Raw genomic sequence first — 24,153 nt, forward strand, 5'->3', positions numbered from 1 at the left:
TGGGCTTATTATTACGCCGTGGGGAGATTGTTCGCCTAAGTATAGCCGCGCGATTGCAGATAGGCATAGGCTTGAGTGATGCTTTTCAGCCGCTCCTCGGCGTCTTTGTCGCCGCCATTGGCATCCGGGTGATAGCGTTTCACCATTGTTTTATATTGCTTTTTCAGCACACCCTTCCCTAAGGGCAGATCGAGTCCGGCCAGGTCGAAACCCAGCGCGACCAGGGCTTCGCGCTCGCGCGGCGGCAGGCGCAGCTCGGCTGCGCTTTTGGGTCGCGCCTCACCCATCCGCAGCCCCACATCGGCCAGGATGCCAAGGTCGTCCTTGACCCAGACCTGCGGATCTTCGGTCTGCGGCTTGGTGCCGATCCGCCAGGTCGGCCGATGTCCCAGCGCATCCTCGCGCTGGTATTTCTCGATATCGGCATCGGTCATGCCGCGGAAGAAATCCCAGCCCAGATTGTACTGACGCACATGCTCAAGACAGAACAGCCAGCGCCCGTCGCGCGATTCCCGGCTTTTCGGCGCCGGAAACCGGCCTTCCTCGTTGCAGCTCGGATGGTCGCAGCGCCGCAGCCCCTGCCGGCCGAAGGCGGCTTCGGCTTCCAGTCCGAGGAAAAATTTCTGCTGTGCTCGTGCGCGCGGCATGACCGCTAAAGTATGGGTCTGGGGCGCAGCACTGGCAAGGCCAGAGGCGACGTCTTACGCTGTCGCAAAGCTGCAATTTTCTTGAGCCGACGAGGAGTTTTTCATCATGTCGATCGCCGCGCGCATTCGCGCCAAGCTGACCGGGGCACTCAACCCGGTCCGGCTCGAACTGGTGGATGAATCCGCGCATCACGCCGGCCATGCCGGGATGCAGGGACTGGCGGCGCAGGAAACCCATTTCCGCCTCGCCATCGAGGCCGAAGCCTTTCGCGGCCAGTCCCGGGTCCAGCGCCAGCGCGAGGTTTACCGCCTTCTGGCGCAGGAATTCGAGGACGGGTTGCATGCCCTGGCGGTCACTGCGAAAGCGCCCGGCGAGTAGTAAACCGGCAAACCGAGCTGAGCCGTACTGCGGCCAACAGGTTGATTCGCAAATGCAACTTCACGAGTCGATAATATCTCAAAGTTACAACCTTTTCCTTTGATAATTCAAAAAATATCCATTATAGGTTGCGATATGCCGACGACACGCCGCTCGCAACACACCGCCCTGCATGGCTCCAGTCTGGTGACGCGCAACCTGCGTCTGGGACGCGGACGCACCAGTATCCGGCTGGAACAGCTGGAATGGGCGGCGCTGGATGCGATCTGCAACGCCGAGGGCGTCGACCGCCATCATTTCGCTATGCAGGTGGATCGCGATCCGCAGCGGCGGGAAAAAACCCTCACTTCCCGTGTGCGCAGCGCCATCCTCGCCTATTTCGTGGCACGGTCGGGCCTGATCGTGCTGCAACCCGGCAACGGGCTGATGGCCGGCCTCAGCCCAGCACAAACGCCAGCAGAGCGGGAAGAGTCGCGAAACTGAGCAGGGTGGAAATCACCACCAGGCTGGCCATGGTCTGCGGATCACGGTTGTAGCGCACCGCGAAGATATAATTCACCACCGCCACCGGCATCGCGCACTGGATGATGAAGACGCCGCGCGCGACGCCTTCAAGTCCCAACAACGCGCTCAGGCCGAAACCGGCGACCATGCCGATGGCCAGCCGCAGCGCCGACAGGAGCAGGCCGCGTTTCAGGTCGTTGACTTTCAAGGTCGCCAGCGACACGCCGAGCGTGAACAGCATCAGCGGAATGGCGATGCCGCCGCCGACCTGCAGACTGCGCATGATCCAGAGCGGCGGATGGATTTGCAGCAGATTGCCCGCGATGCCGATCAGCACGGCCCAGATCATCGGCGAGCGCAGCACGGCGCCGAGGTTGCCGCGCCCGGCCAGGATCGACTGACCGACGGTGAAATTGCTCAGGGAGCAGACGGCGAAATAGATGATGCCGAGTGCCAGACCCGGCTGGCCGTAAGCGAACAGACTGAGCGACAGCCCTGCATTGCCGGCATTGGGAAAAGTCAGTCCGCTAACATAGTCGCGCACCGAGAGATTCATGAACCGCAGGATGACAGCGTTGACTGCCATGAAAACGGCCATTGCCACCAGCGTGGCAAAAGCCATCGTGCCGATCATCGTACGCTCGATTTCGGCGACCAGCAGCGAATGGATCACCAGACATGGCGTGCCGAAATTCGTCACCAGCAGGCTGATCTGGTCGACCTGATACGGCTTGCCGCGCTTGGCCCAGACCCAACCGGAACCAGCCAGCACCACCAGCGGCGCAATGACCGAAAAGATTTCCGCGAGTAAAGCAAGTTGCATGAAGGACTGACTGTTCAGGCCGCGGCGAGCTGTTCGGCGAGCAGGGTCTCGACCGCCTGCGGCTGCACGTCTTTGCGCTCCACCGCGCGACCGATCGCTTCGGCGAGAATGAAGACCAGCCTGCCGTCGCGCACCTTCTTGTCCTGCTTCATATGTTCCAGCAGCATGGCAGGTTTGAATTGTTTCGCGCCATCCACTTCGGCGAGCCGCGCCGGCAGACCGCTTTCGGTGAGATGGTTTTCGACCCTCGGCGCCAGATCGGCCGCGCAAAGCCCGAGCCGTGCCGACAGATGGAAGGCCAGCGCCATGCCGACCGCGACGCCCTCGCCATGCAGCAGGCGCTGCGAATAACCGGTTTCGGCTTCCAGCGCATGGCCGAAAGTGTGACCAAGATTGAGCAGCGCGCGTTCGCCTTCTTCGCGCTCGTCCGCCGCCACGATGCGTGCCTTGTGCGCGCAGCAGCGCGCCACGGCCTCGGTGCGCAAGGCCAGATCGCCGGCCAGCAGTTTCCCGCCGTTCTGTTCCAGCCAGGTATAGAATTCGGCATCGCCGAGCAGGCCGTATTTCACAACTTCCGCATAGCCGGCCCGCAATTCGCGCGGCGATAGCGTATCCAGCAGCGCCACATCGGCCAGCACCAGTTTGGGCTGATGAAATGCGCCGATCAGGTTCTTGCCCTGACGGCTGTTGATCGCGGTCTTGCCGCCGACGGAACTGTCGACCTGCGCCAGCAGCGAGGTCGGCACCTGGATGAAATCCATACCCCGGCGCAGCACGCTGGCCGCGAAGCCTACGAGGTCGCCGATCACGCCGCCGCCGAGTGCGACCAGGTGATCGCGCCGTTCGATCTTCAGCGCCAGCAGCGCCTCGCACAGATGTTCGAACCCGGCATAGGATTTCTGCGCCTCGCCCGGCGGCAGGATCACGACCTCGCAGCCGATATTCTTCAGCGCCAGCGCGCGCCTCAGCGTGTCGAGATGCGTCGCCGCCACATTCTGGTCGGTAACGATCACCGCAAACGGCCGGCGCAGCAGCGGCGCGATATGCTCGCCCGCGCGCTCCAGCAGGCCGCCACCGACCTGGATGTCATAGGCGCGCTGGCCAAGATCGACGCGCACGGTCTTATGCGGAATGTTCATTCTGTCGGACCAATCTTGCCATCTTCGACATGCGCTGCCTGGCGATAGGCCTCGGGCAGCACCTGGAGAATTTCCTCGACCACAGCTTCGTGCGGACCGTCGAGACTCGTGACGGTGAATTCGGCCTCGGCATAGACCGGATAGCGTTCGCGCATCAGCCGGTCGAGCGTGCCGCGCAGATCGCCGTTGGCCAGCAGCGGGCGGTTGGTGCGGCGCGCGCAGCGCTTGACCAGCACATCCAGCGAGGCCTTGATCCAGATCGAATGGCCGCGTTCCTGGATGCGGGCACGCGTCTCGGCATTCATGAATGCGCCACCGCCGGTGGCCAGCACGATACGCGGCTGGTCGAGCAGGCGGGCAATCACCTTGCGTTCGCCCTCGCGGAAGGCGGACTCGCCGTGTTCGGTGAAAATTTCGGGAATCGTGGCGCCGGCCGCCTTCTCGATTTCGGTATCTGCATCGATGAAATCGAAGCCGAGCCGGGTCGCGAGCCGGCGGCCGACTGAACTCTTGCCGGCGCCCATCAGGCCGACCAGCACCAGGCTGCGCAGCGCCGCCGCGCCCGTCCCGGCACCCGTGGCGCCAACGTCCGCGGCGGCGGACGAAGCAGCCATGGCGGAAACGGTCTCGGTGCTGGTCACGCTGAATTCCGTAATACTGGCGCTGTGATGCCCAGACGGGCCAAACGGCCGGATTTGCCTTTGCTGCCCGCCAATTGCCTGAAACCGGCAGCGCCGATACAATAGAGCAATCGAGTCATATTTCCAGCACGCGTGCCGCAGCCGGACCGGTTGCGGGCCGGTTTGTGCAAGTCGGGAGAGTATCTGAATGGCCCGTATGTCGATGATCCTGGGGCTGATCCTGATCCTGCTGGTGGGCGGCGGCGTCGCCTTCCTGGCGACCTGGGACATTCCCGCCCCCCGTTCCAAGGTCGAAAAGGTCATTCCGGCCGACCGGCTCGGGAAATAGCCATGTCGTCGCGGGGGGGCCGTTCCACCAGGGCCATCTTGCTGGCCGGCGGCCTCACCCTGGCGCTCTGGCCTGCCGTGCAGGCCCAGCCGATCCGCCTGACGCCTCCAGGTGGTGGGCAGGCGGCTGGACAGGAACCGGCTGGGCAGGAACCGGCACCGCAGCTCACGCCGCCGGGACAGACCAATACGATGCCGGCCGGCAGCATTCCGGCTCCGGTGATGCCTGCCGCCCCCCGACCGGTGCTCGGCGAAACCGCCGGCACTGCACCGCAGACCGGGCCGGGCGCAGAAGGCGGTCACGGCCAGAAAGCCCCCGAATTCGTCATCCAGCCGCTGAAGGCGCCCGATCCGTCCTCGGCCGGCCTGCTGGATGACGGCAATGGCGGTCTCGGCACTGCCATGTGGCAAGGCTCAAACCGCGCCCAGGCCGTACAGGCGCTCGGCGTGCTGCCCGCACCGGTGTCAGGCCCAGCGCTCCGTGACCTGCAGCGCCGGCTGCTGCTGAGCGTCGCCGAGGTTCCGCCCGGCAACGCCGCCACGCCCAGTATTCTCGGCCTGAGAGTTGCGCAGCTCTATCGCCTGGGCCGTCTGGCCGAGGCCGAGCGGCTCGGTTCGCTGCCCTCGCGCGACCTGAAAGATCCGATCTTCCGCGAGTTGCCCTTCGATCTTGAGCTGCTGAAGAACGATCTGGCGAAAGCATGCGAGATCGCGACCACCGGCCTGCGCGAGGACGCCTCGCCCTTCTGGCAGAAGGCCACCGTACTGTGCCGCTACAGCGCCAAGAACATTGCCGGCGGCGATCTGGCGCTGAGCCTGTGGCGCGATGGTGGCGGTAATGATCCCGCCTTCAACACGCTGGCCGCTGCGTTGCGCGGCGACGCGCGCGCCAAGGTCGACACGCTGGGCGGCGCCACGCCTCTGCATTTCGCCATGCTGCGCGCCGCCGGACGGCCGCTGCCCAAGGATACGCTGGATGCTGCCACGCCGGCTTTGCTGGTGGGGCTGGCCGGATATGACAAGGCCGATGCCGAAACGCGGCTGACGGCGGCCGAACGCGCCGTGCAGTATGGCGCACTGACGCCCGAACTGCTCGGCGAGGCTTATGCAGCCGCCGAAATCCCCGAGGCCCAGCGCAATGCACTGCTCGCCAGTGTCGCGGCCGGCAAGGACAAGAGTGTGCGTGGCGCAGCCCTGCTGTATCAGGCCACCAAAAACGCGACCGATGCCAAGACCCGTGCCGAGCTGGTCAAACGCGCCTATGACCTGGCGGTGGCGCGCGACCTGCTGCTGGTGACAGCCGCGGTCTACAAGCCGCTGCTGAACAACCTGGTGCCGAACGAGAATAGCATCGCCGCCGCACCTGCGGTGATCCGCATGGCGCTGGCGGCCAATGAGCCCGGTACGGCGCGGCTGTGGCGCAACATCCTGCTGGCGCTGCCGCCGGAACGCGACAATGCCGGCGAGATTGCTGCCGAAGCCTGGCCGCTGCTGCTGATTGCCGGCGAAGACGGTGACTGGCGCGACAGCCGTTACGAAGCCTGGATGACGGTGCAGGCCGATCTGCCGCCGGCCGAACGCGCCAGCCGCGCCGCGCAGTTGCTCACGCTGGCAGAAGCCGCCGGCATTCATGTGCCGCCCGAAAAATGGGACACCCTGCTGACTGCTGCGGCCGGTAACGACCGCCGCGGTTCGCCCTCGGTCGCCGTGTGGCGCAACCTGCAGCGCGCCAATGCGGCCAAGGCGAAAGCCGAAACCGCGGCGCTGGCGCTGGCCATGCTGGGCGGCAAGGGCGGCCTGGAGATCGACGGCCAGGGTCTGGCCAGTGCACTCGGCGCATTGCGCGACCAGGGCCTGACGGCGGAAGCGAAGCAGATCGCGCTGGAAGCGGCGCTGCTGCGCGGCCTGTAATCCAGCGCGTCATGGCACGCGCCAGCCGCCACTTCGACAGTTTCCTGGAAATGCTGAGCGCCGAGCGCGGCCTGGCGCAGAATTCGCTGCTGGCCTATCGCAACGACCTGGCCGATTTCAGCGGCTTCCTCACCGGCCGCGGCGAGAGTGCCGAAACCGTCGGCACCGAGGCGCTGCGACTCTATATGCAGGGCCTTTCAGATGCGGGCATGACGGCATCCACCGCCGCGAGACGCCTGTCGGCCTTGCGGCAGTTTTTCAAATTCCTGGTGCAAGAGAATATCCGCAACGACGATCCGGCCGACCTGCTGGATGCGCCGAAACGCGCGCGGCCATTGCCCAAACTGCTGAGCGAGGATGAAGTCGACGCATTGCTGACCGAAGCGCGAGGCTTGCGCGACGATCCGGCCGAAAGCGCGCGGCTGACCGCGCTGCTGGAAATCCTTTACGCCACCGGACTGCGCGTCAGCGAACTGGTCGGCCTGCGCTGGCCGCCCTTCGGAGACGATGCACGTTTTCTCGTCATTCGCGGCAAGGGCAACAAGGAGCGGCTGGTGCCGCTGTCCGAACCGGCGCGGCAAGCCATTGAGGCGTATGCCGGCTGGCGCAGCGATTTCATCGAAGGCAAAACCTCGCCCTGGCTGTTTCCCTCGCGCAGCGAGAGCGGCCATCTGACGCGCCAGCGCTTCGGCCAGCTGCTGAAGGAGTTGGCTGGCGAGGCCCGGATCAATCCGGCCAAGGTGTCGCCGCATGTGTTGCGCCACGCCTTTGCCAGCCATCTGCTGGCGCGCGGCGCCGACCTGCGCGCCGTGCAGAAGATGCTGGGCCACGCCGATATCAGCACCACGCAGATTTACACGCACGTGCTGGAAGCCCGGAAACAGGCCTTGGTGCGCCAGCATCACCCCTTGGCTAAAGTCTAGATTTCACGGGGATTTCCGGCTTACCCCAACGTCAGGCTTGCCAAATCCTCGCGCGCCAGTTAGCAGGTGCAACATAGAGAAAGACAGGGAGTTAGGCGCGCCATGAGCTTCAAGACGATCACCCCCGCCCCCGCCCGGCTGAACCGCTGCGAACTGGCAGTGCCCGGCAGTAGCGTGAAGCTGTTCGAGAAGGCGGCGAAATCTGCTGCCGACGTGATCTTCCTCGATCTCGAAGACGCCGTGGCGCCCGACGACAAGCCGCAGGCGCGTAAGAATATCGTGCAGGCACTGCAGGATATCGACTGGGGCCGCAAGACCATGTCGGTACGCATCAACGGCCTCGACACCCATTACATGTATCGCGATATGGTTGAAGTGATCGAGGGCGCCGGCGACAAGCTCGACCTGGTCATGGTGCCCAAGGTCGGTACCGCCGCCGACATCTATGCCGTCGACATGCTGCTGACCCAGATCGAAACCGCCAAGGGATTCAAGAAGCGCATCGGCATCGAGGCGATCATCGAGACCGCACTGGGCATGCAGAATATCCACGAGATCGCCGCCGCAAGCCCGCGCATGGAAAGCCTGCATTTCGGCGTCGCCGATTACGCCGCCTCGACGCGCGCCCGCACGACTTCCATAGGCGGGCCAAACCCGCTCTATGGCGTGCTGACCGACAAGGACGGCGATAAGCCGCGCGATTATTTCTGGGGCGACATGTGGCATTACGCGATTTCGCGCATGGTAGTGGCCGCACGCGCCAACGGATTGCGTCCCGTCGATGGCCCGTTCGGCGATTTTTCGGACAACGAAGGCTATACCGCGCAGGCCAATCGCGCCGCCATTCTCGGCTGCGAAGGCAAATGGGCGATCCATCCGGCGCAGATTCCCTTGGCCAACGACGTCTACACGCCCCCAGAGGCCGAAGTGACCAAGGCGCGCCGCATTCTGGAAGCGATGAAAGAGGCGCAGGCCAAGGGCCAGGGCGCCGTGGCGCTGGACGGCAAGCTGATCGACATCGCCTCGATCCGTCAGGCCGAAGGTATCGTCAAGCAGGCCGAACTGATCGCGAAGGGGTAGTTCCTCAGGCCGCCGGACGGTCGAGCGGGGCGGCGTCGCCGCTGCCCTGACCGTTCGGGGCATGCTGGAATTCCGGCACCAGCGCAGCGATCCCGGTAACCAGCGCCGCCGTGTCGCGCCGCTCAGCATGATGGATCAGCGCGGCGATGGCACCCTCCAGTTCGGCACGGTCGATGATGCGCGGCGCCGCCAGCATCACGCCTTCCTGCGGTGTCGGCACGGTCGTCTCGGCGCTGTGCAGCACTTCCTCATACAGCTTTTCGCCCGGACGCAGGCCGGTGAAGACGATCTTCACATCCTTGTCCGGCTCGCGGCCGGCCAGGCGGATCATCTGTCGCGCCAGATCCTGGATGCGGACCGGCTCGCCCATGTCCAGCACGAAAATCTTGCCTTCGGCATGGACGATATCGCCAGGCATCGCCGCAGCCTGCAGGATCAGTTCGACCGCTTCGCGCGTGGTCATGAAGAAGCGCGTCACGTCGGGATGCGTAACCGTCAGCGGGCCGCCATGGCTGAGCTGGCGCTGGAACAACGGCACCACCGAGCCTGACGAGCCGAGTACGTTGCCGAACCGCACCGTGACATACTGGGTGGAGTTGCGCCGCGTGGTGACGCGTTCAAGGTCGAGACTCTGGCACACCATTTCGGCAATGCGCTTGGTCGCACCCATCACATTGGTGGGATTCACCGCCTTGTCGGTGGAGACCATCACCATGACGGCAACATTGTGCCGCTGACAGGCCTGCGCCACCACCTGCGTGCCACGCACATTGGTCAGCAGTCCCTCGCCGGCATTGGCCTCCACCAGCGGCACGTGTTTATAGGCCGCAGCATGTAAAACAATATCCGGGTGCTGCGCCGCGAACACAGATTCCACGGCATCCGGATCGCGCACGTCGCCCAGCACCGCCACGCGCGGCAGCAGCGGAATGCGCTCGGCCATTTCCATGTCGATCTGGTACAGCGCATGCTCGCTCTGCTCGAACAGCACGATGGCAGCGGGCTGCAAAGCCGCCACCTGGCGCACGAGTTCCGAGCCGATGGTGCCACCCGCGCCAGTGACCAGCACACGGCGGCCCGCGATCAGGCGGGTCACCGCGCTGCGATCCAGCACGCGCTGCGCCCGGCCCAGCAGGTCTTCCACGTCGATCGACTGCACCTGGCCGACTTCGCCTTCCTTGCGGAATTCGGTCATGCGCGGCAGGCGCGCCACCGTGATGCCGAGCTGCGATGCCGTCTCCACCAGCTCCCGGATGATGCGGCCATCCAGCCGGTCGTCAGCAATGATGGCCCGGCGCGGCCGGTCCATTTCACGCATGTTGCCTACGATGGCGGGCAGATCGGCCAGCCGGCCGAGCACACGGATGCCACGCATGTCGCGGCCGTGCCGGCCAGCGGAATCGTCGACGATCCCGACCACGCGGTAGGAGGCCTGGCTGCGTTCCATCTCGCGAATAAAGGTATCGGCAGCGAGGCTGGAACCGATCAGCACCACCGGCACACGCCTGTCGTCGCCACTCCACAACACGGTGGCCAGGCTGCCATCCTTCCAGCTGCGATACAGGATGCGCGGACCGGCCAGCAGCAGCATCAGGATGAAGAACTGCATCACCAGCGCGCTGCGCGGGTAATCATCCAGGCGGGTGAAGACGAAGAGCAGCGGCAGGAAGACCAGCAGCGACAGCAGGCTGCCGCGCAGGATCGCCAGCATGTCGCGCAGCGAGGCAAAGTGCCAGATGCCGCGATAGAGCCCGGTATACTGGAAAACCACGCCGGCCACTGCGGCGAAGATCAACGTCGGCTGCCAGGCTTCCGCCGGCGACCACGCGATATCGACGATCCAGAACCGCAGCCAGATCGCCAGCGGCAGCGACACTGCTGCCATGACGATATCATGCGCTGCCACCAGCAGAACGCGGGGGTTCAGGCGCGGAAAAAGAGCGAATCGCGGGTGGTCCGTCATCGGTGACGGCATCCTAGCCCCTAGGCCGGCTCAGCGAAATGCCTGCAAAGGGCAGCGGTGGCCACAAAGGCGATCAGAATGGCGGCCAGGGCCGCTGTTGAGCCGTGAAGGCTGACCACGGCAAGAACAAGCAGGAGAAAATTCAACACCGCAATCCGCCCGGCGACAGCGGCGTGGTTGCCCAGCTTGCGCGCGCCCTGCTGATAGAAATGGCTGCGATGGGCCTGCCAGATTTTTTCACCGCGCAGCAGCCGGCGCAGCAGCGTGTATGTCGCATCGACCCAGTAGAACATCGGCAGGATCAGCGCCGCCGCCCAGTTGCCTGAGAGCGCCAGCATCAGCAGCAGGCCGCCCAGCAGATAGCCCGCCGGGACGCTGCCGACATCGCCGAGGAAGACTTTCGCGCGCGCGCCCCAGTTCCAGGGCAGGAAGCCGATGGCCGCGGCAGCGACGATCAGGCCGGCGGCCATGACGGTTGCGTCATGCAGCAGCAGCGCGACCGATGCCGCCCCCAGTCCCACGGCGATCATCTCGACGCCGGAGATGCCGTTGATGCCGTCCATGAAATTGAACAGGTTGGTAAACCAGAGCCATGCGAACAGCAGCACGATCCGCTCGAGCCAGACCGGAACGAAGCCCTGCGTGATGGTGGCTTCCCCCGGCAGCATTGCCAGCACCAAGCTGACGCAGGCTGCCTGTATGCCCAGACGGATGCCGACCGGCAGCCCGCCGCTGCGATCGTCCAGCCACGACACCAGCGCGAGGACGGCCGTCCCGAGCATGGGCAGCAGCATCGCCGCATCGGGCCGAAGCGCCAGCCAGACGGCAAGGCCGAGCAGTATCCCTGTCGTGGTGGCGATGCCGCCGCCGCGCGGCGTGACCTCGATATGGCTGGAACGGTCGTTGGGGACATCCATGATCGCACGCCGCTGCAGCCAGCCGATCAATGGCTTCAGCAGCAGGAAAACGAAAAGCCCGGTACCGGCGGCCACGACCGCCAGGATCGGCCAGTCGGCTGCCGCGCCAATCACAGGCTTGCCCCCTGCATGCGCAGCACGCGGTCATAGGCGTTCAGACTGGCATCGACGAAATGCTCGACGGAGAATTCCTCTTCGGCAATCGCCCGCCCGCGGGCCGCCAGCCGTTGCCGCAGCACGGAGTCTTCGAGCAGCCGACGTATCGCTGCCGCTACGGCAACGCCGTCACCAACAGGCACCAGCAGGCCGTTCCCTTCATGTCGCACCACTTCGCGGCAGCCTGGCGCATCGGTGGTGACAATGGCGCGACCGATGGCTGCCGCCTCGATCAGACCGCGCGGCAGCCCTTCGCGATAGGACGGCATGACGATGACATGCGCGCGCGCCAGCGTCGCCGGCATGTCCTCGGAGAAGCCCCAGTATTCGACCGCGCCACTGTCGATCCAGGCCTGAAGCTGCGCTTCACCAATATCGGTCTTGTTGTCGGGATCGCGACGGCCGATCAGCACGAAACGCGCCGTCACGCCGGCCGCACGCAACTGTTCCGCGGCGGCAACGAATTCTCGCACACCCTTGTCGCCTAGCAGGCGCGCCGGAAACATTACAACAGGCGGATGTTCGGCATCGATGGCGGGTTCGGGTTGCGCGGCGAAGACCTGCATGTCGACGCCGCAGCCACGGATCATCGCGGTGCGATCCTGTGATACCAGCCGGCGTTGCTCGAAGACCACAAGGTCGTCGGGATTCTGGAAAATTGTCACGCTGTTACCATGCGCCAGCGCGAGCCTGTACAGCCCCTCGACCAGACGCCGCAGCAGGTCGGTCTTTGTACCCGAAAGCCCGGGAGCTTTTTTCGCTGTCCGGATGAAGACATAGCCCAGCCCGGTGATGGCATGAACCACGGCCGGCAGGGCCAGCAGGCGTGCTGCCACGCCGCCCCAGACCACCGGCTTGACCGAAACCAGATGCAGCAGGTCAGGGCGCAGGCGCAGGCACAACCCGAAAAGCACCAGCAGAAGCCTCAGTTCAGCGAGTGGATTCTGCCGGCTGCGGATCAGAGGGATCGGATGGAAGGTAAAGCCCTCAGCCGCGAGACTGGCGGCAATGGCCGAATCGTCGGGGGCCGCGACGTGCACCGCCCAGCCACGCTGCCGCATTGCCCGGCCGACCGGCAACCGGTGGGTGGTGAAAAACAGGGCTTCCTGGACGACGATGAGCAACCGACGGGCCATCCCCGCGCTCTACCGGCTGCAGCGAGGCGGGTCAAGTCACTGAAATCCCTTCCATCGCCGGCACCGGTCGAAGCCCCCACTTTATTGACAGTTGGGGGCCAGACGGTTACCCCCTACTGGCAGTTTCCACTGAAAGTCCCACCGGTGTCTCACCCCCATTCCTCTCCGTCTATTGCTGTCATCGGCCTAGGCTATGTCGGCCTGCCGCTGGCCGTGGCCCTGGCCCGGCACTTCCCCGTTCTGGGCTTCGATATCGACCGCAGCCGGGTGGACGAACTGGGCCGCAGCGAAGACCGGACCCGGGAAATCGAGCCGGAAATTTTGCGCAGTTCCAGTCTTAAGCTAAGCGCCGATCCGGCCGCCCTGCCCGGCCATGCCATCTATATCGTGACCGTACCGACCCCGGTGGACGACAGGAATGTCCCCGATCTCGGTCCGGTCCGCTCGGCCTCGCGCACCGTGGGTGCGGCGCTCAAGACCGGTGCCCGGCCGGGGGCCATCGTCGTCTACGAAAGCACCGTCTATCCCGGCGTGACCGAGGATATCTGCGGCCCGCTGCTGGAACAGCTGTCCGGCCTGACCTGCGGCAAGGACTTCTTCCTCGGCTATTCGCCCGAGCGCATCAATCCCGGCGACAAGGTGCATACGGTCGACAAGATCACCAAGGTGGTGGCCGGCCAGACACCGGACGTCGCTGCCACGCTGGCCGGCATCTATGGCAAGATCACCTCGGGCGGCATCCATCTGGCGCCTACGATCAAGACGGCCGAGGCCGCCAAGGTGATCGAGAATGCCCAACGCGACATCAACATCGCCTTCATCAACGAGATCGCGATGATCTTCGGTAAGCTGGGCATTTCCACCTACGACGTGCTGGAAGCCGCCAGCACCAAGTGGAACTTCCTGAAATTCCAGCCCGGCCTGGTCGGCGGCCACTGCATNNCTTCTGCTCGGCCTCACCTTCAAGGAAGACGTGCCCGACCTGCGCAATTCCAAGGTGGCCGATCTGGCCGGACGTCTGAAACACCTCGGCCACCCTGTCACCATCCACGATCCGCTGGCCGACCCACATGAGGCCCAGCACGAATACGGCCTGATGCTGGCGCCGCGACTGGACCAACTGGCCGGTTTCGACGCGGTGCTGGGTGCCGTACCGCATGCCGCCTATCGCAATTTCGCCGATGCCGAACTGGCGCGGCTGGTCAAAGCCGGCGGCCTGGTGGCCGACCTGAAGGGCATGTGGCGTGAGCGCAAGCTCCCCAATGGTCTGAAATATTGGACGCTTTAACGGTCATTCCGTGAACGCACTGGACTTCTGACCGATACTGCCCGAAATATCCTGTTCATCAGGAGCGCAAGATGTCCGAACAGGTCGACCGCCGCATTCCGGTTTCCGTCATCACCGGCTTTCTCGGAGCCGGCAAGAGTACGCTGCTCAACCGCCTGCTGCGTCATCCCGATATGGGCGAGACAGCGGTGATCGTGAACGAGTTCGGCGAGATCGGGCTGGACCACGCGCTGATCGCGTCGAGCAAGGAAGACACCGTTCTGCTCAGCTCGGGCTGCCTGTGCTGCACCGTGCGCGGCGATCTGGTGAACACCTTCCGCGACCTGACCGCGAAACGTGATGCCGGCGAAGTGAAGCCGTTCAAGCGCGTGGTGATCGAGACCACCGGCCTCGCCGATCCCGCACCCGTGCTGCACACGCTGATGAGCGATCCAGTGGTGGCTGAGCGCTGCCGGCTGGAAAGCGTGGTGACGCTGGTCGATGCCGTGAATGGCAGCGGCACGCTGGATCATCATACCGAAGCCGTGAAGCAGGCTGCGGTGGCCGACCGGCTGGTGCTGACCAAGGTGGACCTGGCCGAACAGAAAGCCGTGCAGCATCTGCGCCATCGCCTGCAGCATCTCAATCCCGGGGCGCAGGTTTTCACTGCGATCGGCGGCGACATCGCGCCGAACCAGCTGTTCAATGCCGGGCTCTACGATCCGAAGACCAAGACCTTCGATGTGCAGAACTGGCTGCGCGCCGAAAGCTACGGCGACGATCACCACCACCATCACGATCATGAACACCATGATCACGGCCATCACGACCACGAGCATTTCCACACCGTCGAGGGCAAGCTGGACGTCAATCGCCACGATGCCTCGATCCAGTCTTTCTGTCTGACCTTCGACGAACCCTTCGAATGGAACACGCTGGCGACCTGGCTCGACCTGCTGGCGGCCTATCGCGGCGACAATCTGCTGCGCGTCAAGGGCCTGGTGAATGTCGCCGGCGTCGACCGCCCGGTCGTGATCCATGGCGTGCAGCACCTGTTCCATCCACCGGCCACCATTCCGGCCTGGCCCGACGACAGCCGGCAGAGCCGCATCGTCTTCATCACCCGCGACGTCGGCCGCGAGGTGATCGAACAGACGCTGAAGGCGCTGCAGCAGGCCGAGCCGCCGGCGCCGCAGGCCTGACATGGCTGCCGCCGCCGACTTCCCGCCTGCCACCCCGGCCGCTGATTTCGCCGGGCTGATTGCACTCGGCCTGGCCTTTACCAAGGTCGTGCGCGCGGAAACCGAGGCATTGCGCGGTGGCGAGCGCGGCGGCTTCGAGGCATTGACCGCGCGCAAGTTGGAATATTTCGAGTGCCTGAAACAGAGTCTGGCCGCGCTGGAGCCACAGCGCGCCAAGGCGAGTGCGGCTGATCGCCAGCGCTGGCTCGAGGTCGCAACCGATTGCGAGGCCGCCCTGCAAGAGAACGCCAAGCTGATCGCCGGCGAGCAGTTGCATGCTGCTGCGATGATGGACATGCTGCGCCAGCAGATGCGGCAGCGGCAGACCAGTTCGGTCGGTTACGGCCGGGACGGCAGGCTGAAACCGCGCATATGACATCGCCGACCGACCGCACCGGCCCCGGTGCTAAACTGGATCCTGGTCTTGATGCGTTGATCCGCAGTCTGCAGCGCACCGCGCCGGACCGCGTCTTCTCGGCCCACTACAACGGCGAACGCCTCTGGGTGAAAACAGTGGCGCGCCCGCGCCTGCGCTCATCTGTCCTGATGCAGAAGGTCGTCGCCACTGTCTTTGCCCTGCCGCTGCTGCGGCCGGCGCGCAATCGCGGCGGCGCGGGCGGGCTGATGGATGAAGCCGACGCCCTGCGCAAAGTGGCGGCAGCCGGCTTTCCGGCGCCGCCGGTGATTGCCTGCACGCCTGACTGGCTGGTGCTGGGCGATGCCGGCGAAGCGCTGGAAAGCAAGCTGAACTCGCTGCGCGACCGCGCACCGGACGACTGCTGGCGGCTGATCACGGCGGCCAGCATCCTGCTCGGCCGGTTGCATGCAGCAGGCCTCTGGCACGGCGGCGCGCAGATCCGCAATTTCAGCTGGCACGGCGATACTCCCGGCCTGCTGGATTTCGAAGATCACCAGCTTCCCGGCATGACACTGGCCGAGAAACAGGCACGCGACCTGCTGCTGTTCGTCTATTCGCTGACGCGCTACGACCGCGATGCCACCCAGCCGCGCCTGCCGGCGGTAGCGGCCCATCTGCTGGGCCATGCCACGCCGGAGGTGCGGGCCAGCATCCGCAAATTGCGCCGGCGCATGGCCTGGCTGCTGGCGCTGGCACGCTGGCTGGCACCGCATGCCGGCCGCGACGTGCGCCAGGCGGCCGCAGCGGATGCGGCCCTGGCGGCAGCGCTGAAAGACTGATTACAGCCGCTTTTCCATGAACGGGCTGAGCGGATCGAGGCGGTAAACGACGAACGGTCCGATATCCAGATAGCCAGCGCTGCGACACAGCCCGATGGCTTCCGGTAGATGGATGCCGGTCTCGAGCCGGCAGCAGCGCAATGATCTCCAGTTGGGACTTTCGATGACGATGGAGGCGGTCAAAATATACCCCTCCACTATCGTCGTTCCCGCTTTCGCGGGAGCGACGAGAATAAGAATCAGAAAGTGGGCAAACCGATGCTGCCCACGTTGATGCCGCGCCAGTTGTTCAGCGGCTGTTCGACCAGCGGACGGATCTGTTCGCGGCCCGCATCGTCCAGCAGTTTCAGATGTTCGAGCAGGCCGCCGAGCGCGGTCTGTGCCGCACGCGCCGTACCGTCCAGCACCTTCAGCGCAATCGCCACGCCCAGTTCGGCCGAAGCCGCCGTATAGACCCCCTCGGCGCCGGTCTTGGCGATGAAGCGTCCCTTGCCGGCCTGCATCACAGCCGTGCAGAAACGCCCGCTGCCGGCCACGAAGAAGGGCTCGGCAGCCACTGCGGCGGCCAGACGCTTCGCGGCCCTGGCGCGCTCCGGAGCAAGGCCGGTGCCGGTGACGTAACGCGCGAAGCCCCAGGCGAGATTGTGCAGCGGGATCGCCATCGTCGGCATCGAGCAGCCGTCGGTGGCGAAATCGCCGGCCGGAATCTTCACCTGGCAGACATCCTCGATGGCCGCTGTGACACGGCGCTGCACCGGATGCTCCGGCAGCACATAGCCGCGGATATCCTCGCCCAGATGCGTGGCGACCGAGACCATGCCGGAATGCTTGCCCGAACAGTTGTTGTGCAGGTTGGACGGCGCCTTGCCGTCGCGGGCGATCTGGCGCGCGGTCTCTTCGTGGTAAGGCCAGTGCGCGCCGCATTCCAGGTCTTCCGGCTTGCGGCCGATACGGGCCAGCCAGGCCGCCGCAGTCTCGGTATGGCGCGTTTCGCCGCCATGGCTGGCGCAGGCCATCGACAGTTCGCTCTGGCTTAAGGAGAAAGCATCGGCCGCGCCGCTTTCCACCAGCGGCAGCGCCTGGATCGCCTTGTTGGAGGAGCGTGGGAAGATCGAGGTCTGCGGATCGCCCCAGCAAGCGAGCGTCTTGCCGTCGCCATCCACGATGGTGGCAATCACAGGATGCCGGCTTTCCACTTGCGTGCCGCGCCGAACCTCGACAATAAAGGGCCGCGCGCCGGGCGCAGGCAGGGCGGCGAAGGGGTGACCCATGGCTGTACTCCTGTTCGTAAGTCCGGCCGTTTATACACGCAACTCTGCAGACTGATAAGCAGCACACATTTGGGGACCTGATCATGCGCGGCTTTTTCGGAATTGGCGTTGAAGGCCTGAGCAAGCCGATGAATGCCGGCAACCTGTTCCGCACGGCGCATGCCTTCGGCGGCAGCTTCGTCTTCACCATTGCCGCCACCTATTCGGTGAAGGCGGCACGCTCCGATACCAGCAAGACGCCGCACAGCCTGCCCTGGTATCTCTACGATACCCCAGCCGAGTTGGCGCTGCCCGAAGGCTGCCAGCTGGTCGGCATCGAACTGCTGGATGATGCCACCGAGCTGCCGAGTTTCCGCCACCCGCTGCGCGCCGCCTATGTGCTGGGGCCGGAGATGGGCTCGCTCAGCCCCGCCCTGCTCAAGCGCTGCGACCATGTGATCAAGATCCCGACCAGCTTCTGCGTTAATGTCGGTGTCGCCGGCGCCATCGTGATGTATGACCGGCTGATCACGCTGGGGAAGTTTGCCGAGCGCCCGCTTTCGCCGCTGGGCAATGTTGCCGGCACTGCCGCCAATCCCGGCGGTCGGCAGCCGAAACGGAAGCTCTAGACAGCCCTGCCGGATCGCCCGTTTGGGTGGTGGGCAATCTGGAGTTTCACTGCACCGCCGATTCGCAACAATCTCCAAGCGAATCAAACACCTCATTCACTTTTCCACACGCGCCTGCCATAGTATTGCGAAGGGGAAGTGGCCGAGATGAATGTCAGCAGCGCACCATCGGGCATTACAGAAGTCGGCAGCGGCGTTGTCCTGTGCCAGGATGCGCATTCGCTGTCGGAGCGTCGTGCGCTGTCAATGATCGGCCGGGTCTGCCGCGACTATCTCGACGAGAATATCCTGACCCCGATCGAGCTGCTGCATCACAGCGGCCATGCCAAGCTGCTCAACGGCGCCGAGAATCTCTGCGCCGCATTGGTGCAGAAGGCAGCCATCGCGCAGGCGCAGGCGACCAACACCGCCGTGCGCGACAAGATGAAGAAGATCTACGCCATCACGACGGCGGCGATCACCCAGGTCGAGGCTTTCGAAAAGAAGCTGCCGGCCACCCCGCTGACGCACCGGCTGCTGACCCAGCTCAACGGCTCCGATCCGCTTTACGGCGCGCGCATCGCCTATTGCGCGCTGGCACATCACCTCAACATGTCGAAATCATGGACCGAAAAATCCGGCCGCGTGCTGGCGCTGTTCGATGCCGGGGTCGAGCCTGCCGCCGTCGCCGTGCTGGACGAGGCCCTGTCGGAAATCCTGCAGGCCAAGACCGCCGTGCCGGAACTGCTGGGCAAGTTCCGCGATGCGCGACTGCGTATCATCCAGCTGATGGCCCTGCTGGATGCCCGCTACGCCACCGACGACGACGCCTTCCCGACCGATTTTTCCAACCGGCTTCATGCCATCGCCGCCAAGCATCCGATGCCGGCGGTGCGCGAATCCGTCATCCAGCTGGTGCGCCGCCTGCTGCTCTCGTCGGTGCCGCTGCTGTCGGAAGAACCGGCGGAAGAATTCCCGGCCACGCGCGAAGTCTATGCGCTGCTGACCAAGGATCGCGACTTCGCCATCGAACTCGGCGCGGCCGACCTGTTCGAGAAACGCATGGTGAGGCTGGTGACGGCCGAAAAGCTCAGCCGCCTGATCCCCGGGCATTTCTCGGCACCGAAGCTGATGCAGGGCCTCAAGCTGTTCGAGGAAAGCATCGGCGAAGGGCCGAAGGAAATCCTGCTGAAATACATCTCCTATCTGTTCGAGCATCGCGACCTGGAAAAGGAATTCGTCGATCCGGCCTATTCCAACGAGGAAAAGACCGAGATCGCGCAGGAGCTGCGCAAGAAGCTGATCAGCGCCGGGCTTTCGGATCACCGCCGCGAACAGTTCCTCGGCATCCTCGATCCGCTGATCCAGCGCATCGGCCAGGACCAGCGCAAGGCGACCCGTACCCAGTGCGGCCCGGAAGACCATGTCTTGCTGGAGGGCAACCGCATCCCGCTGAAGAACTGGAGCGCGATCGGTCTGCTGTTCGGCCCGATCACCGGCACCTTCCTGGAAGGCGAGTTGCTCAAGCTGACCGTGAAGATCAAGAACCCGAAACTGCAGATCACCTTCGATGCCGAGGGCGATGTGGTGCGCTACAGCGACGAAGGTTTCGTGGCGATGAAATACCGCTGCCTGGACGCCCAGATGGCCAAGAAAGTGGCGCTGTATTTCGATCCGCTGGCCGGCGCACGGGTCTGACGCAATTCCACCTGCCTACTCGCATAAGCTGCGTTGACGCTCTCGTAAGCGGTACTATGCTGTTGACCTGACGGGGTCAGGGGGAACACGCCATGCGCACACTCGCAGCAGGTCTATCGATAGCATTGCTTTGTGCGGTCGCCCCGCTGCCTGCCCTGGCGCAAGCCGCCGCGCCGACCGCAGCATTGGCGGCGCCGCCACGCAGTATCGCCGATATCCGCGCCATCCTCGACCAGGAAAAGCCCGACCCGGCCAAGCGCGCCAAGCAGATCGCCGACGCGGAAGGCCTCGAGCCGGCCGGTCTGGATGCGCGGCAGCGCAGCAGTTTCCTCTACGAACGCGCCCAGGCTGCCGCCCTGATCGGCCGGCCCGACGCCGCCCTGAGGGACGCGACGCTGGCGCATCAACTGGCCGAGCAGGTCGGCGCTGACAGTTTCCGGATCGCGCAGCTCATGGCTGCTTTGACCCGCCAGACCGGGAAACTGCAGGACGCGTTCGACATCTTGGCGAAATACGCCGATGTGATGGACAAGTCGCGTCAGCAGCGCGGCCGTGCCATCCATGCCTATCAGCATGCCGCGATGATGGCGCTGGAGATGGGCAAGCTGGACGTCGCCGACAAGTATGTCGGCTACGCCCAGACGACCTACACCGAACTGGCCACCAACCCGCGCAGCGCCAACGGCGCCTTCATGTTCTTCACCAGCTGGCAGGGCAGCATCGATCTGGGCAAGGCGCAGATCGCCATGACGCGCGGCCGCTATGCAGAAGCCGAGACGCATTTCGCCAGCAGCATTGCCAATGTCCGCGATGCGATCGAAAAAGCACAACACTGGTCCGACAAGCCGCCGGCCGGCGGCATGGAAAACGGCAACGACGTCGTCCTGATCAAACTGGCGGAAACCAAGCTGGCACANNCTGCGCCGCGGCGGCAAGTATTTCGGCCCCACCGCGCAGGCCGTCGCCGGCCTGTCCACCGTGATGGTCGAACAGGGTCGCTACGCCGACGCCGAAGCACTGTCGCGCACCGCCATTGAGATCTCGCGCGGCATCGGCGTGGACGAAACCGCGCCGCAGGTCATCCAGCAGAAACGCGCGCTGGCCAATATCCTGATCCTGCAGCGCCGCTGGCAGGACGCCGCCGCGCTCTATGAGGAGACCCTTGCCCATACGGCCGGCCAGCAGGAACTGGCCCGCGCCGGCAACCGCATCAGCAACGGCCGCATCCTGGCGCTNNGGCTGCCACAGCGCGGCTCGGCGAGCGTCATTTCGACACCGCGCTGGTGCGTGGTTTGCACGGCGTGGCGCTCGCCGCCGCCGGCAGCGACGCCGAAGCCTTCGCCGCCTTCCGTGCCGCAGTGCCGGTGATCACCAGCAGCTCGCGCCAGGCCGATACCGAGGAAAGCACCTCGGCGTCGCGCGACTTCTATATCCAGACCATCGTCGAGAGCTACATCGTGCTGCTGGCCAAAGTGCAGGGTACGCCGGTGGCCGCTGGCATCGACGCCGGCACCGAAAGCTTCCGGCTGGCCGATGCCGCCCGCGGTCGCAGCGTGCAGCGCGCGCTGTCGGCTTCGGCAGCACGCGCCGCCGTGCGCGACCCGGCGCTGGCGACACTGATCCGCGACGAGCAGGATGTGCTGAAGCAGATCGCCGCCCAGTTCGGCCTGCTGAGCAACCTTCTCGCTTTGCCGCCCGAACAGCGCGACGACAAGGCGATCCAGGTCCTGCGTGTGCAGGTCGACAAGCTGCGCGATTCCCGCGCGAAAACGCGGCAGCAGATCGAAAAGCAGTTCCCCGGCTATGCCAACCTGATCGACCCGCGCGCGCCGACGACCGATGAGGTGCGCACGAGCCTGCGCGCCGGCGAGGCGGTGGTTTCCTTCTATCTCGCGCAGGACAACAGCTTCGTCTGGGTAGTGCCAAAGGACGGCGCAGTGCGGTTCGCCGCCAGCCCGATCGGCGCCGCCGAGATCGAGCAGAAGGTGAACCGCCTGCGCAAGGCACTGGAACCGCAGGCCGAGACGCTGGGCGATATTCCGGCCTTCGATCTCGCTTTGGCACATGACCTGTACCGGACGTTGCTGCAGCCGGTGGAAGCCGGCTGGAAACCGGCCAAGAGCCTGTTCGTGGTCAGCAACGGCGCGCTCGGCCTGCTGCCGCTGGCGCTGCTGCCGACCACAGCTGCCACTGTCGATATGAAGACAGCGCCGCTGTTCGATGGCTACAAATCCGTGCCATGGCTGGCGCGCACCCACGCCGTGACACAGCTGCCGTCCACGGCGGCACTGAAGACGCTGCGCGGTCTGCCGGCCGGAAGCGCCAGCCGCGCGCCGCTGATCGGCTTCGGCGATCCCTTCTTCAATGCCGAGCAGGCGGCCGAAGCCGCCAGAGAGACCCCGCTGCGCATCGCCTCAAGCGATCCGGTGGCGGTGCGCGGCGCGAAGCTGAAACGCCGCAACGCACCGCAGACCGAGGGCGTGAACAGCGCCGAACTCGGCCAGCTGCCGCGCCTGCCCGACACCGCCGATGAACTGCGTTCGGTGGCGGATGCCATGCGCGCCGATCTGTCGAAGTCGCTGTACCTTGGCAAGGCCGCCAACGAGAAGTTCGTCAAACAGGCGAAGCTCGATGGCTACAAGGTGGTCGCCTTTGCCACGCATGGCCTGATCCCCGGCGATCTCAACGGCCTGACCCAACCGGCGCTGGCGCTGACCGCGCCGCAGATCGCCGATGTCGACGGCGACGGCCTGCTGACCATGGATGAAATCCTCGGCCTCAAGCTGGATGCCGACTGGGTGGTGCTGTCGGCCTGCAACACCGGCACCGGGGCAGGCGCTGGCGCGGAGGCCGCGTCCGGTCTGGGCCGCGCTTTCTTCTATGCCGGCACGCGCGCGCTGCTGCTGACCAACTGGTCAGTGCATTCGGCCTCAGCCCGCGATCTGGTCACCGACCTGTTCCGCCGTCAGGCCGCCGATGCGAAACTGGGCCGCGCCGAAGCGCTGCGCCAGGCCATGGTCGCGCTGCTGGACGGGCCCGGCTACCAGGAAGACGGCAAGACGCTGTTCAGCTACAGCCACCCGATCTTCTGGGCGCCCTACAGCCTGATGGGTGACGGCGGCTGAGGCCTATTTTTCCGTAAGATCGCGGACGGCCTGCGCCGGATCTTCCGGCACGGCCGAGAGGCGCAGGTCTTCCGCACTGGCCGCTTCGCGCGGCGCCAGCGGTTCATAGAGCCGGACCGGCTGCGCCCGACCGACCACGCGCACGATATCGACGCGGCGCGCGATGATCGCTTCGCCAGCAGCACGCATCGTGTCATCGCTGACCAGGATCGAGGTGCCGTAAACCTTGTTGGCGCCTTCCAGCCGTGAGGCCAGGTTCACCGCATCGCCCATGGCCGTATAGTTGAAGCGCCGCGGCGAGCCGATATTGCCGATCAGCACGCGGCCGGTATTCAGTCCGATGCGGGTCTTGAGCGGCAGGCCGGCGAGCGAGAAGCGTTCTGGCTCGGCCAGCAGGGCATCGCGCATCTGCATTGCCGCACGCATCGCCTGTTCGGCATGGCGCATATCGACCACAGGAGCGCCGAAGACAGCCACGATGGCATCGCCGATGTACTTGTCGACGAAGCCGCCATGCGCTTCGATGATATCCGTCATGGTACTGAAATAGGTGTTCAGGCCCTGCACCAGCGTGGCGGGATCGCAGGCTTCCGAGATCGCGGTGAAGCCGGCGATGTCGCTGAACAGCACCGTCACCTCGCGCTCCTCACCGCCCAAATCCGGCATACGGCCGCCGGCCACCATGCGCTCGACCACCAGCGGCGGCAGATAGAGCGAGAACAGCTTCGCGATCAGCCGCCGGTCGCGGTCCGACACGGCGAAGCGCCAGGCCACGGTGGCAGCGGCCGTCGTTGCCATCGCAGCCGCCAGGCTGAGCCATGGCATCACGCCGCCATCCCGCAGCAATGCGACGGCTGCGAAAGGCAACAGGAGAATGGCAATGGCAATGCCAGCCAGGCCGATCCGCAGTTGCAGCAGGAAGGCCCCCGCTGCAGTCAGCAGCGCCAGACTGATTGCAGCCGTTATTGCCGAAGCGGTCGACCAGTCGTGCAGCGGCCGGCCAGCCAGGATGTTGTCTACCGCCGTGGCATGGATATAGACGCCGGCGATGCTGTCGCGCGGTGCGGCCGAAAGCTGCATCGCCGGATGGATACAGCGCGACGGCGCGGCGACACCGTCGGTCATCTTCACGAAACGCCGCGAGGTCAGGCGCCGGTCTTCCACATCCAGCACGGTCGCGAGGATCACGACCCGGCCGGCAAAATGGTCGCGAAAATACTC

At 65.2% G+C, this 24,153-nt stretch carries 24 protein-coding genes; 14 read left to right on the forward strand and 10 right to left on the reverse strand.

All coding sequences use genetic code 11. The features are described 5' to 3' along the window. Nucleotides 1–35: 35 nt before the first annotated feature. Complete coding sequence (locus CTR53_RS15660; protein ID WP_290815369.1) at nucleotides 36–647, reverse strand: DnaJ domain-containing protein; 612 nt, start codon at nucleotides 645–647, stop codon at nucleotides 36–38. Nucleotides 648–753: 106 nt separating this feature from the next. Here CTR53_RS15660 and CTR53_RS15665 point away from each other — a divergent pair, with 106 nt between their 5' ends. Beyond that, nucleotides 754–1,026: a BolA family transcriptional regulator gene (locus CTR53_RS15665; RefSeq protein ID WP_290815372.1), complete on the forward strand. Its 273-nt coding sequence runs from the start codon at nucleotides 754–756 to the stop codon at nucleotides 1,024–1,026. Nucleotides 1,027–1,161: 135 nt separating this feature from the next. Further along, nucleotides 1,162–1,509, forward strand: coding sequence for a ribbon-helix-helix domain-containing protein (locus CTR53_RS15670; protein WP_290815375.1), 348 nt, complete (start codon nucleotides 1,162–1,164; stop codon nucleotides 1,507–1,509). On the opposite strand, the gene CTR53_RS15675 is transcribed toward CTR53_RS15670, so the two are convergent. The 3 genes from CTR53_RS15675 to CTR53_RS15685 are packed head-to-tail and all read right to left on the reverse strand — an operon-like array spanning nucleotide 1,463 to nucleotide 4,133. Then, complete coding sequence (locus tag CTR53_RS15675) at nucleotides 1,463–2,353, reverse strand: AEC family transporter (protein WP_290815378.1); 891 nt, start codon at nucleotides 2,351–2,353, stop codon at nucleotides 1,463–1,465. The genes CTR53_RS15670 and CTR53_RS15675 overlap by 47 nt on opposite strands. Nucleotides 2,354–2,367: 14 nt before the next feature. Further along, entirely contained in the window at nucleotides 2,368–3,492 is a 1,125-nt protein-coding gene (gene aroB / locus CTR53_RS15680; protein ID WP_290815381.1) for a 3-dehydroquinate synthase, read from the reverse strand. Beyond that, nucleotides 3,489–4,133 (reverse strand): shikimate kinase, encoded by a 645-nt coding sequence (locus tag CTR53_RS15685; RefSeq protein ID WP_367158987.1) that lies wholly within the window; start codon nucleotides 4,131–4,133, stop codon nucleotides 3,489–3,491. Before CTR53_RS15685 ends, aroB begins: the two co-directional genes overlap by 4 nt. Before the next feature lie 187 nt (nucleotides 4,134–4,320). Between CTR53_RS15685 and CTR53_RS15690 the strand changes: the two genes are divergently transcribed. The 4 genes from CTR53_RS15690 (at nucleotide 4,321) to CTR53_RS15705 (ending at nucleotide 8,374) form a co-directional block, all read left to right on the forward strand. Continuing rightward, nucleotides 4,321–4,461 (forward strand): hypothetical protein, encoded by a 141-nt coding sequence (locus CTR53_RS15690; RefSeq protein WP_290815384.1) that lies wholly within the window; start codon nucleotides 4,321–4,323, stop codon nucleotides 4,459–4,461. Between the two features lie 2 nt (nucleotides 4,462–4,463). Beyond that, nucleotides 4,464–6,371: a hypothetical protein gene (locus CTR53_RS15695; RefSeq protein WP_290815387.1), complete on the forward strand. Its 1,908-nt coding sequence runs from the start codon at nucleotides 4,464–4,466 to the stop codon at nucleotides 6,369–6,371. An 11-nt stretch (nucleotides 6,372–6,382) separates the two neighbouring features. Further along, nucleotides 6,383–7,294, forward strand: a complete 912-nt coding sequence (locus tag CTR53_RS15700) for a site-specific tyrosine recombinase XerD (RefSeq protein ID WP_290815390.1) — start codon at nucleotides 6,383–6,385, stop codon at nucleotides 7,292–7,294. A gap of 102 nt (nucleotides 7,295–7,396) precedes the next feature. Then, nucleotides 7,397–8,374: a CoA ester lyase gene (locus CTR53_RS15705; RefSeq protein WP_290815394.1), complete on the forward strand. Its 978-nt coding sequence runs from the start codon at nucleotides 7,397–7,399 to the stop codon at nucleotides 8,372–8,374. A 4-nt stretch (nucleotides 8,375–8,378) separates the two neighbouring features. Here CTR53_RS15705 and CTR53_RS15710 read toward each other — a convergent pair whose 3' ends face one another. From CTR53_RS15710 to CTR53_RS15720, 3 genes are all read right to left on the reverse strand, one after another. Beyond that, nucleotides 8,379–10,259: a nucleoside-diphosphate sugar epimerase/dehydratase gene (locus CTR53_RS15710; RefSeq protein WP_290815398.1), complete on the reverse strand. Its 1,881-nt coding sequence runs from the start codon at nucleotides 10,257–10,259 to the stop codon at nucleotides 8,379–8,381. Nucleotides 10,260–10,357: 98 nt separating this feature from the next. Next, on the reverse strand, nucleotides 10,358–11,368 hold the full coding sequence (locus CTR53_RS15715; protein WP_290815401.1) for a glycosyltransferase family 4 protein: 1,011 nt from the start codon (nucleotides 11,366–11,368) through the stop codon (nucleotides 10,358–10,360). Beyond that, on the reverse strand, nucleotides 11,365–12,534 hold the full coding sequence (locus CTR53_RS15720; RefSeq protein ID WP_290815404.1) for a glycosyltransferase family 4 protein: 1,170 nt from the start codon (nucleotides 12,532–12,534) through the stop codon (nucleotides 11,365–11,367). Before CTR53_RS15720 ends, CTR53_RS15715 begins: the two co-directional genes overlap by 4 nt. Nucleotides 12,535–12,690: 156 nt before the next feature. Here CTR53_RS15720 and CTR53_RS15725 point away from each other — a divergent pair, with 156 nt between their 5' ends. The 5 genes from CTR53_RS15725 to CTR53_RS15740 all read left to right on the forward strand — a co-directional run bounded on the left by CTR53_RS15725 (nucleotide 12,691) and on the right by CTR53_RS15740 (nucleotide 16,251). Beyond that, nucleotides 12,691–13,620: a nucleotide sugar dehydrogenase gene (locus CTR53_RS15725; RefSeq protein ID WP_367158989.1), complete on the forward strand. Its 930-nt coding sequence runs from the start codon at nucleotides 12,691–12,693 to the stop codon at nucleotides 13,618–13,620. After that, a complete protein-coding gene (locus CTR53_RS21310; RefSeq protein WP_367158991.1) occupies nucleotides 13,544–13,834 on the forward strand; it encodes a UDP binding domain-containing protein in 291 nt (96 codons plus the stop codon). Before CTR53_RS15725 ends, CTR53_RS21310 begins: the two co-directional genes overlap by 77 nt. Before the next feature lie 71 nt (nucleotides 13,835–13,905). Then, nucleotides 13,906–15,015, forward strand: a complete 1,110-nt coding sequence (locus CTR53_RS15730; RefSeq protein WP_290815407.1) for a GTP-binding protein — start codon at nucleotides 13,906–13,908, stop codon at nucleotides 15,013–15,015. Between the two features lies 1 nt (nucleotide 15,016). Continuing rightward, on the forward strand, nucleotides 15,017–15,430 hold the full coding sequence (locus CTR53_RS15735) for a hypothetical protein (RefSeq protein ID WP_290815411.1): 414 nt from the start codon (nucleotides 15,017–15,019) through the stop codon (nucleotides 15,428–15,430). Continuing rightward, entirely contained in the window at nucleotides 15,427–16,251 is an 825-nt protein-coding gene (locus CTR53_RS15740; protein WP_290815414.1) for a hypothetical protein, read from the forward strand. Before CTR53_RS15735 ends, CTR53_RS15740 begins: the two co-directional genes overlap by 4 nt. On the opposite strand, the gene CTR53_RS15745 is transcribed toward CTR53_RS15740, so the two are convergent. Next, the gene (locus CTR53_RS15745) at nucleotides 16,252–16,434 is read right to left on the reverse strand and encodes a hypothetical protein (protein WP_290815419.1); all 183 of its coding nucleotides are present in this window, start codon (nucleotides 16,432–16,434) and stop codon (nucleotides 16,252–16,254) included. 56 nt (nucleotides 16,435–16,490) lie between these two features. Next, a complete protein-coding gene (locus tag CTR53_RS15750; RefSeq protein WP_290815422.1) occupies nucleotides 16,491–17,522 on the reverse strand; it encodes an asparaginase in 1,032 nt (343 codons plus the stop codon). 83 nt (nucleotides 17,523–17,605) lie between these two features. Here CTR53_RS15750 and CTR53_RS15755 point away from each other — a divergent pair, with 83 nt between their 5' ends. The 3 genes from CTR53_RS15755 to CTR53_RS15765 all read left to right on the forward strand — a co-directional run bounded on the left by CTR53_RS15755 (nucleotide 17,606) and on the right by CTR53_RS15765 (nucleotide 22,932). Next, a complete protein-coding gene (locus CTR53_RS15755; RefSeq protein ID WP_290815425.1) occupies nucleotides 17,606–18,130 on the forward strand; it encodes an RNA methyltransferase in 525 nt (174 codons plus the stop codon). Nucleotides 18,131–18,277: 147 nt separating this feature from the next. Further along, the gene (locus CTR53_RS15760) at nucleotides 18,278–19,807 is read left to right on the forward strand and encodes a hypothetical protein (RefSeq protein WP_290815428.1); all 1,530 of its coding nucleotides are present in this window, start codon (nucleotides 18,278–18,280) and stop codon (nucleotides 19,805–19,807) included. 1,283 nt (nucleotides 19,808–21,090) lie between these two features. Next, nucleotides 21,091–22,932: a CHAT domain-containing protein gene (locus tag CTR53_RS15765; protein WP_290815431.1), complete on the forward strand. Its 1,842-nt coding sequence runs from the start codon at nucleotides 21,091–21,093 to the stop codon at nucleotides 22,930–22,932. Nucleotides 22,933–22,935: 3 nt separating this feature from the next. On the opposite strand, the gene CTR53_RS15770 is transcribed toward CTR53_RS15765, so the two are convergent. After that, a partial coding sequence (locus CTR53_RS15770; RefSeq protein WP_290815434.1) for an adenylate/guanylate cyclase domain-containing protein occupies nucleotides 22,936–24,153 on the reverse strand: 1,218 nt, incomplete at its 5' end.

Origin of the sequence: Ferrovibrio sp. (assembly GCF_002796975.1) — a bacterium.
GTDB lineage: Bacteria > Pseudomonadota > Alphaproteobacteria > Ferrovibrionales > Ferrovibrionaceae > Ferrovibrio.

What these genes read in the sequence shown, in the direction of transcription:
- CTR53_RS15660 (WP_290815369.1), bottom strand. Translation starts at nt 647, where the DNA reads ATGCCGCGCGCACGAGCACAGCAGAAATTTTTCCTCGGACTGGAAGCC.
- CTR53_RS15665 (WP_290815372.1), top strand. Translation starts at nt 754, where the DNA reads ATGTCGATCGCCGCGCGCATTCGCGCCAAGCTGACCGGGGCACTCAAC.
- CTR53_RS15670 (WP_290815375.1), top strand. Translation starts at nt 1,162, where the DNA reads ATGCCGACGACACGCCGCTCGCAACACACCGCCCTGCATGGCTCCAGT.
- CTR53_RS15675 (WP_290815378.1), bottom strand. Translation starts at nt 2,353, where the DNA reads ATGCAACTTGCTTTACTCGCGGAAATCTTTTCGGTCATTGCGCCGCTG.
- aroB (WP_290815381.1), bottom strand. Translation starts at nt 3,492, where the DNA reads ATGAACATTCCGCATAAGACCGTGCGCGTCGATCTTGGCCAGCGCGCC.
- CTR53_RS15690 (WP_290815384.1), top strand. Translation starts at nt 4,321, where the DNA reads ATGGCCCGTATGTCGATGATCCTGGGGCTGATCCTGATCCTGCTGGTG.
- CTR53_RS15695 (WP_290815387.1), top strand. Translation starts at nt 4,464, where the DNA reads ATGTCGTCGCGGGGGGGCCGTTCCACCAGGGCCATCTTGCTGGCCGGC.
- CTR53_RS15700 (WP_290815390.1), top strand. Translation starts at nt 6,383, where the DNA reads ATGGCACGCGCCAGCCGCCACTTCGACAGTTTCCTGGAAATGCTGAGC.
- CTR53_RS15705 (WP_290815394.1), top strand. Translation starts at nt 7,397, where the DNA reads ATGAGCTTCAAGACGATCACCCCCGCCCCCGCCCGGCTGAACCGCTGC.
- CTR53_RS15710 (WP_290815398.1), bottom strand. Translation starts at nt 10,259, where the DNA reads ATGGCAGCAGTGTCGCTGCCGCTGGCGATCTGGCTGCGGTTCTGGATC.
- CTR53_RS15730 (WP_290815407.1), top strand. Translation starts at nt 13,906, where the DNA reads ATGTCCGAACAGGTCGACCGCCGCATTCCGGTTTCCGTCATCACCGGC.
- CTR53_RS15735 (WP_290815411.1), top strand. Translation starts at nt 15,017, where the DNA reads ATGGCTGCCGCCGCCGACTTCCCGCCTGCCACCCCGGCCGCTGATTTC.
- CTR53_RS15740 (WP_290815414.1), top strand. Translation starts at nt 15,427, where the DNA reads ATGACATCGCCGACCGACCGCACCGGCCCCGGTGCTAAACTGGATCCT.
- CTR53_RS15750 (WP_290815422.1), bottom strand. Translation starts at nt 17,522, where the DNA reads ATGGGTCACCCCTTCGCCGCCCTGCCTGCGCCCGGCGCGCGGCCCTTT.
- CTR53_RS15755 (WP_290815425.1), top strand. Translation starts at nt 17,606, where the DNA reads ATGCGCGGCTTTTTCGGAATTGGCGTTGAAGGCCTGAGCAAGCCGATG.
- CTR53_RS15760 (WP_290815428.1), top strand. Translation starts at nt 18,278, where the DNA reads ATGAATGTCAGCAGCGCACCATCGGGCATTACAGAAGTCGGCAGCGGC.